This window comes from Nocardia sp. No.11 (assembly GCF_038752175.1).
GTDB lineage: Bacteria > Actinomycetota > Actinomycetes > Mycobacteriales > Mycobacteriaceae > Nocardia > Nocardia canadensis.
In genome coordinates this window covers 1-7,629 of the sequence record NZ_JBCGFB010000186.1, presented here as the reverse complement: position 1 = coordinate 7,629, position 7,629 = coordinate 1, and the positions used below count along the sequence as shown (strand labels likewise).

The 7,629-nt window shown below is 70.7% G+C and carries 6 protein-coding genes and 2 pseudogenes; all 8 read left to right on the top strand.

The genetic code is table 11. The features are described 5' to 3' along the window. Positions 1-242: pseudogene (locus tag V8688_RS30280) on the top strand (hypothetical protein); the annotation flags it as partial. A 66-nt stretch (positions 243-308) separates the two neighbouring features. Continuing rightward, positions 309-1,130 carry a GntR family transcriptional regulator gene (locus tag V8688_RS30275; RefSeq protein WP_316574654.1) on the top strand — a complete coding sequence of 274 codons (822 nt, stop codon included), beginning with the start codon at positions 309-311 and terminating at the stop codon, positions 1,128-1,130. A gap of 5 nt (positions 1,131-1,135) precedes the next feature. Then, a pseudogene (locus tag V8688_RS30270) lies at positions 1,136-3,801 on the top strand (fumarate reductase/succinate dehydrogenase flavoprotein subunit). A gap of 102 nt (positions 3,802-3,903) precedes the next feature. Beyond that, positions 3,904-4,110 carry a 4Fe-4S dicluster domain-containing protein gene (locus tag V8688_RS30265; protein WP_342802227.1) on the top strand — a complete coding sequence of 69 codons (207 nt, stop codon included), beginning with the start codon at positions 3,904-3,906 and terminating at the stop codon, positions 4,108-4,110. A gap of 16 nt (positions 4,111-4,126) precedes the next feature. Continuing rightward, entirely contained in the window at positions 4,127-5,548 is a 1,422-nt protein-coding gene (locus V8688_RS30260) for an ABC transporter substrate-binding protein (protein ID WP_342802226.1), read from the top strand. A gap of 29 nt (positions 5,549-5,577) precedes the next feature. Then, on the top strand, positions 5,578-6,441 hold the full coding sequence (locus tag V8688_RS30255; RefSeq protein ID WP_342802225.1) for an ABC transporter permease: 864 nt from the start codon (positions 5,578-5,580) through the stop codon (positions 6,439-6,441). Continuing rightward, a complete protein-coding gene (locus V8688_RS30250) occupies positions 6,438-7,193 on the top strand; it encodes an ABC transporter ATP-binding protein (protein ID WP_342802224.1) in 756 nt (251 codons plus the stop codon). Before V8688_RS30255 ends, V8688_RS30250 begins: the two co-directional genes overlap by 4 nt. After that, the gene (gene fdxA / locus V8688_RS30245; RefSeq protein ID WP_218716318.1) at positions 7,190-7,525 is read left to right on the top strand and encodes a ferredoxin; all 336 of its coding nucleotides are present in this window, start codon (positions 7,190-7,192) and stop codon (positions 7,523-7,525) included. Before V8688_RS30250 ends, fdxA begins: the two co-directional genes overlap by 4 nt. The last annotated feature ends 104 nt before the right edge of the window (positions 7,526-7,629 follow it).

The window sequence follows — 7,629 nt, the reverse complement described above, 5'->3', positions numbered from 1 at the left end:
TGAGCCGGCTGATCGCCGCGCCGGATCTGGCGACCGGCGCGCTGGTGGCGGTGCCGTCGGCCGACGCCGCGCGGCTGACCCGCAAGTTCCGGGCGATCTGGCGCCGCACCACCCCACCCTCGGGCCCGGGCGAACTGCTCGTCGATCGGGCCGCGCAACTCGAGATCGCCCGCTCGCCGGTGGTGGGACTACCGGACACGGGGACATCGTCGCAGGTAGAGGGCTCGGAGTCGCAGCGGTAACTGGCGTAACGGCCCGGTAATTGCCCGAAACGTCCGCCGTAACGCGGCCTTCGGAGCATGTGCCGCATGACAGCCACTCCCTTTTCCTCGGCGCGGCCCCGGCCCCAGCCCCCCGATCCGGGCACGGGCCGACGCAGCGCACCGGCCCGCCGCATCCGCGACGTCCTGCGCGCCCGTATCCGCAGCGGCGTCTACGGCACCCGGCCGCTGCCTGCCGAGGCCCAGCTCGCGGCCGACTTCGCCACCAGCCGCAATATCGTCCGCGACGCCCTCACCCTGCTGCGCGACGAAGGGCTGATCGATCGGGTGCCGGGCGCGGGCACCTTCGTCGTCGCCGAGAAGGCCGTGCAGGGTCTGGACCGACTGCGCGGGCTCGCCGAGACCTTCCAGACCCACAGCGACCGGGTGGTGAACCGGGTCCTGCTCGCCGAGGTCGTGCCCGCCACGCCGCTGGTCGCCGAACGGCTCGAGCTGGAGCCGGGCGATCCGGTCGTCGCGCTGGAGCGGGTGCGCTATCTCGACGGCGCCCCGCTGTCGCTGGACGCCAGCTACCTGACGGCCGACGTCGGCATCCCCCTGCTCGACCAGGACCTCACCGGCTGCGACGTCTTCGGCCTGCTCGAAGCCGAACTCGGACTGCCGTTGGGCTCGGCCGCGGTCGCGATCGAGGCGGTCGCCGCCGACCCCACGGTCGCCGGCCTGCTGGAAGTCCGCGCCGGTTCGCCGCTGCTGTTCCTGGAACGGCTCACCTACACCGATTCCGGCCGGCCCGTCGATCTCGAATACATCCGCTATCGCGGTGACCGGTTCTCGCTGTCCGGGCGGTTGGACCGCGTCCCGGTGACCCCGCGGCGCACCGTCGCCCGCGACTCCAACGAAAGGGGTTGATCCCCATGCAGATCCCACCGCTCACCGAACGGCGCGAGCTCGTCTGCGACGTCCTGATCGTCGGCGGCGGCACGGCGGGCACGATGGCCGCGCTCACCGCGGCCCGCCACGGCGCGAACGTGCTGCTGCTGGAGAAGGCGCACGTGCGGCACTCCGGCGCGCTCGCGATGGGCATGGACGGCGTCAACAACGCCGTGGTGCCCGGCAAGGCCAGCCCGGAGGACTACGTCGCCGACATCACCGTCGCCAACGACGGCATCGTCAACCAGCGCACCGTCTACGAGACGGCCACCCGTGGCTTCGAGATGGTGCAGCGCCTCGAGGGGTACGGCGTCAAGTTCGAGAAGGACGAGCACGGCGAGTACGCGGTGCGCAAGGTGCACCGCTCGGGCTCCTACGTGCTGCCGATGCCCGAGGGCCGCGACGTGAAGAAGGTGCTCTACCGCACCCTGCGGGCCCGCGACGTGCGCGCCAAGGTGACGATTTCCAACCGGGTGATGCCGGTGCGGGTGCTCACCGTGGACGGGCGCGCGGTCGGCGCCGTCGGCTTCGATACGCGCACCGGCGAATTCGTCACCATCTCGGCGGGCGCGGTGATTCTGGCCGCGGGTGCGTGCGGCCGGCTCGGCCTGCCCGCCTCGGGCTATCTGTACGGCACCTACGAGAACCCCACCAACGCCGGGGACGGCTACGCGATGGCCTATCACGCCGGCGCCGAGCTGTCGGGCATCGAATGCTTCCAGATCAACCCGCTGATCAAGGACTACAACGGTCCCGCCTGCGCCTATGTCGCGAATCCGTTCGGCGGCTACCAGGTCAACTCCGAGGGCAACCGCTTCGTCGACTGCGACTACTGGTCGGGGCAGATGATGGCCGAGGTCAAACGGGAACTCGACAGCGCCCGCGGGCCGATCTACCTGAAACTGAGCCACCTGCCCGACGCCACGATCCGCGAGATCGAAGGCATCCTGCACACCACCGAACGACCTACTCGCGGCACCTTCCACGCGGGCCGCGGCACCGACTACCGCACCGGCGACATCGAGATGCACATCTCCGAGATCGGCTTGTGCAGTGGACATTCGGCCTCGGGCGTGTGGGTCGACGAACACGCCGCGACCACCGTCCCCGGCCTGTACGCGGCCGGTGACATGGCGCTGGTGCCGCACAACTACATGATCGGCGCCTTCGTCTACGGCGACATCGCCGGCGAGCACGCCAGCGCCTTCGCCCGCGGCGCGACCCATCCCGAGCTGCCCGCCGACCAGGTCGAGGCCGCCCACGAGCTGATCTATCGTCCGCTGCGCAATCCCGACGGTCCGCCGCAGCCGCAGGTGGAATACAAGCTGCGCCGTTTCGTCAACGACTACCTGCAACCGCCGAAAGCGCAGTCCTACCTGGCGCTGGGGGTGGCCGCCTTCGAGCGGATGCGGGACGAGATCGCCGCCATGGGCGGGCAGACACCCCACGAACTGATGCGTTGCGCCGAAGTGAGCTTCATCCGCGACTGTGCCGAGATGGCGGCGCGGGCCTCCCTGCGCCGGACCGAAAGCCGCTGGGGGCTCTACCATCAGCGCGCCGACTGGCCCGCGCGCGACGACGCGGAATGGTTCTGCCACCTCAACCTCTTTCGCGGCGCGACCGGGTCGATGGAGTTCCGCACCCGCCCGGTCGCGCCGTACATCGTGCCGGTCCCCGGATTCGTGCGGCCCGACGGCGTCGCCGATGTCGCGGCCCCCGAACTCGTCGGCGCGTGGGGTGCCCGATGAGCGCGCGCCTGCTGACCCTGCTCGACCTGGCCGAGGAGTGCCCGGAACTCGACGAGCTCACCCCGTATCTCCGCGACGTCGATCCCGAGGTCCGGCGGACGGCCCTGTCGGTGCTGAGCGAGACCACCGAGGACTGGGCCGCGGCGGCGCCGATCATTGCGGGCGCTCTGGCCGATGCCGATGTCGACGTACGCCACACCGCGATCGGGCTGCTCACCGAACTGCTCGAAGTGCTGATACCCGGGCCGGAGTTCGACGCGGCGCTGCGAGAGTGCCTCACCGCGCCCGAACCGGCCGTGCGCTCGGCCGCGATCGAGGCACTGTGGCGGCACCGCAGAGTGAGCGCCGGGGAACTGCTCGCCCGGCTGGCCGACCCGAACGCGGCCGTCCGGCGCACCGTCGTGGGCGGTCTGACCTCGGTCGACGCCATCGACGAACTCGCCACCGCGGCCGCCGACGAGGACCAGAACGTCCGGATCGGCGTCGCGAAAGGGCTTGCCGCCGTCGGTGACCCGCGCGGGGCGGTCACCCTGCTGACCCTGGCGCACGATCCGGAACCGCTGGTGCGCGCCGCCGCGCTGGCGAGCCTGGCCGGCACCGGCTGCGACGACCAGGCCGCCGCCGTCGCCACCGCGGCGATGACCGATCCGGCCTGGCAGGTACGGCAGGCGGCAGCGGTCGCGCTCGGCGCGGCCGACCCCGAACTCGCGGCCGCGCCCCTGCTCGCGGCCGTGTCCGATCCCAACCTCGACGTCCGTAAGGCGGCGGTGCGCGCACTGGCCGAACGGATCGCCGAGCGCCGCGACATCACCACGGCGCTGCAACGGGCACTCGACGACCCGGACGCCGACGTCCGCGCCTTCGCCCGCATCGGCATCGCCAACTCTGGAAAGGAACTCTGATGGCCCAGGTCAATGCCCGTCTCGATGTCCCCGTCTCGGTCGACGAGGCCACCTGTATCGAGGGCTGCACGCTGTGCGTCGACATGTGTCCGCTCGATTCCCTTGCCATCCATCCNCTCGGTCGACGAGGCCACCTGTATCGAGGGCTGCACGCTGTGCGTCGACATGTGTCCGCTCGATTCCCTTGCCATCCATCCGGATTCGGGCAAGGCCTACATGCACGTCGACGAATGCTGGTACTGCGGGCCCTGTGCCGCGCGATGCCCGGTCGGCGCCGTCACCGTCAACATCCCGTTCCTGTTGCGTTGAGAAGAACGGACCGACCATGAGCTCGACCTGCTTACGCCTGACCGCGCTGCTGCTCGGCGCCGCCGCGGTCGCCACCCTGGCCACCGGCTGCGGCGCCGGCGACGACGGCAAGACCGTCACGGTGAACATCGGCTACCAGTCCAAGACCATCAACACCGTTACCGCCGGTACCCTGCTGCGCGACCGCGGCACCTTCGAAGCCGAACTCGCCGCATTGGGCAAGACCAACGGCCTGACCTACCGGGTGGAGTGGAAGGATTTCGCCGCGGGCCCACCGCTGACCGCCCAGATGCTGGCGGGCCAGGTCGACATCGGTTCGATGGGCGACGCCCCGATCCTGGTGAACGGCTCCAAGACACGCGATCACGCCGATGTGAAGTCCGAGCTGATCGCGGTCACCGGCTACAACCTGCGCGGCTCGCTCAACCAGATCGTCGTCCCGCTCGACGCGCCCGCGGCGACCCTGGCCGATCTGCGCGGGCAGATCGTGTCGACCAGTGTCGGCTCGGCCGCCCACGGCATGCTGGCCACCGGATTGTCGGCGGCGGGGATGACCCTCGACGACGTGAAACTGCTCGGCCAGGACCCCGCCGTCGGCGCCTCGGCGCTGCAGGGTGACCAGGTGGCCGCGCTGGCCCAATTCGTGCCGTGGCCACAGAAACTCGTCTACGACGGCAAGGCCCGACTGCTCTACGACGGTGGCAGCGCGGGCATCCCGACCTTCCATGCCGTCGTCGCCAACGAACGGTTCGGGACGCGGCACCCCGAGATCGTCACGGCGTTCCTCACCGCCCAGCGCAAGGTCACCGACTATCTCAACCAGCATCCGCTCGAGGCCGCGCAACGGGTCGCCGAGGTCACGGGTCTGCCCGCGGAAGTCGTCTACCTCTACAACGGCCCGAACGGCCTGGTCGGGTTCGATCCGACGATCAAGCCACAGCAGGTCGACGCGCTGGGCACCCTGCTGCCGTTCCTGAAGAGCCTGGGCGCGCTCTCCGACCTGAACCTCGATGAATTCGTCGACGATCGGTACGTGCGGGCCGTCTACGGCGCCGACTACGAGACCGCCCGAGCCTCGGTGGCCCCGCCGTCGACGCTCACCGGCACCGACAGCGTGTGCGGGGGAGCGGTCGACGGGCTCGCGACCGCCTCGGAAGCCTGGTTCGCCGACACCGCCACGACCGCGGTCGCCAGGACCCCTGCCTGCCTGTTGCGCCGAATCGCGGCCGCGGGCGGCACCGTGCGCGCCGCCTACGTCCCCGACCACGGCACCGGAACCCGGCTGTTCGCCGCGACCGCGACCTGGGTCAGCGATCCCGGCGCGGGCCCCGACGATCGCCTGCTGCCGTTCGCGATCCGCGCCGACGCGCAGCGCTACGCCGCCGCTCATCCGGGCGCCGCGGTCATCGACTACCAGGCAGCGCTGACAGCCCGCTAGATCCGTCACGTGAGACCAGGAGGCTCACCATGACCGTTTCCGCCCAACCCCTCGCCGCCCCGGTCGCGGCACCCGAGACCACCGCGCCCCGCGCGCAGTCACCCACCCGCTTCACGATTCCCCGCAGAGCGCGCAGGACGGCGCTGACCGCCGTTCCGTTGCTGGCGCTGCTGCTGGCCTGGCATCTGCTCACCACGTACCAGGTGGTGCTGTGGTTGCGCTTCGACAAAATTCCTACGCCCGCCGCGGTTTTCGACGCGTTCCGCACCCAGCTCGGCGCGGCGAGCTACTACCGCGACGTCGTCTCCAGCACTCGGCGGATACTGGTCGGCTTCGGCCTGGCGACGGTGTCCGGCGTCCTGATCGGGATGGCGGTCGGCCGCTCGGCCGTCGTCAGCGCCCTGGTGCGGCCGGTGCTCGAGGTCTTCCGGCCGATCCCCGCGATCGCGCTGGTGCCGTTGGCGATCCTGCTGTTCCCGACGGGAGAGCAGGGGATCGTGTTCATCACCTTCTTCGCCGCGTTCTTCCCGGTGGCGGTGAGCACCATCCACGCCATGCACGCGTTGCCCCGCGTGTGGGAGGAGGCCGCGCACACCCTCGGCGCGCGCCGGCGCGACATCCTGTTCCAGATCGCGCTGCCGGGGGCACTGCCCGGCATCTTCTCCGGCCTGTCCGTCGCGATGGGGGTGGCCTGGATCTGCGTGATCAGCGCCGAGATGATCTCCGGCCAGTTCGGGATCGGGTATTTCACCTGGCAGTCCTACGGATTGCTGGACTATCCGGGCGTGATCGTCGGCATGCTCACCATCGGGCTGCTCGGCTGGTTCACCGCCTGGCTGGTGGAACTGGCGGGGCGCCGGGTGAACCGGTGGCTGCCGAGGGCACAGCGATGAGCGCCGGCGCCGCGGTGCGGCTGGCCGGACTGCGCATCGCCTACGGCGAAAGCCTGGCGGCCGAAGTGGATCTCGACATCGCGGCCGGGCAGATCGTCGTGCTGCTCGGGCCCTCGGGCTGCGGCAAGTCCACGGTGCTGCGCGCGATGGCCGGACTGCTGCCCCCGATCGGCGGCACGGTCTCGGTCGACGGCGCGGCGGCGGCCCAGCACTGCTCGATGGTGTTCCAGGAAGACGCGCTGCTGCCGTGGCGCACCGCCCGCCGCAATATCGAATTCGCGCTGAAGTTGCGGGGTGTGGCCCGCCGGGACCGCCGGGGCGAGGCGCAGGACCTGCTGAACCTGGTGGGGCTCAACGACTTCGGTGATCATCTGCCCGGTGCCCTGTCGGGCGGGATGCGCCAGCGGGTGCAACTGGCGCGGACACTGGCGGCGCGACCGCGGGTGCTGCTGATGGACGAACCGTTCGGCGCGCTGGACGCGCAGACCCGCGCCGACATGCAGCGCCTGCTCATCTCGGTGTGGCAGCAGCGCCGGACCACGGTGCTGTTCGTCACCCACGACGTCGACGAGGCGCTGCTGCTGGCCGACCGCATCGTGCTGCTCACCCCGCGTCCGGCGCGCATCCAGCGGGTGATCGAGATCGACTCGCCCCGTGCGCCGGGCGCCCGTTTCGAGCCCGAATTCGCCCGTCTGCGTTATGAGATCCTCGCCGCGCTCGGCGAGCCGAACGAGAAGGAACGACAGCCATGACCTTCGTCATCGGAGCCGCCTGCGTGGACGTGCTGGACCGCGCCTGCGTGGAGGAATGCCCGGTCGACTGCATCTACACCGGTGACCGGATGGCCTACATCCATCCCACCGAATGCGTGGATTGCGGTGCGTGCGAGCCGGTCTGCCCGGTCGAGGCGATCTCGCTCGCCGAGGACATCGCGCCGGGGCAGGAGGACTTCGTCGCGGCCAATGCCGCGTTCTTCGACGTGCCGCTGCCCGGCCGCGATGCCGCGCTCGGGTCCCCGGGCAGTGCCGCCGCGGTCGGTGATCTCGGCGTGGACACCCCCTTCGTCGCGGAGTACCGGAAATGACAGCCGCCGATCCCGCCCTGCGCGTGGCGATCGTCGGGGCGGGACCGGCCGGTATCTATGCCGCCGACGCATTGATGAAGTCCGATGCCGATGTCAGCATCGAC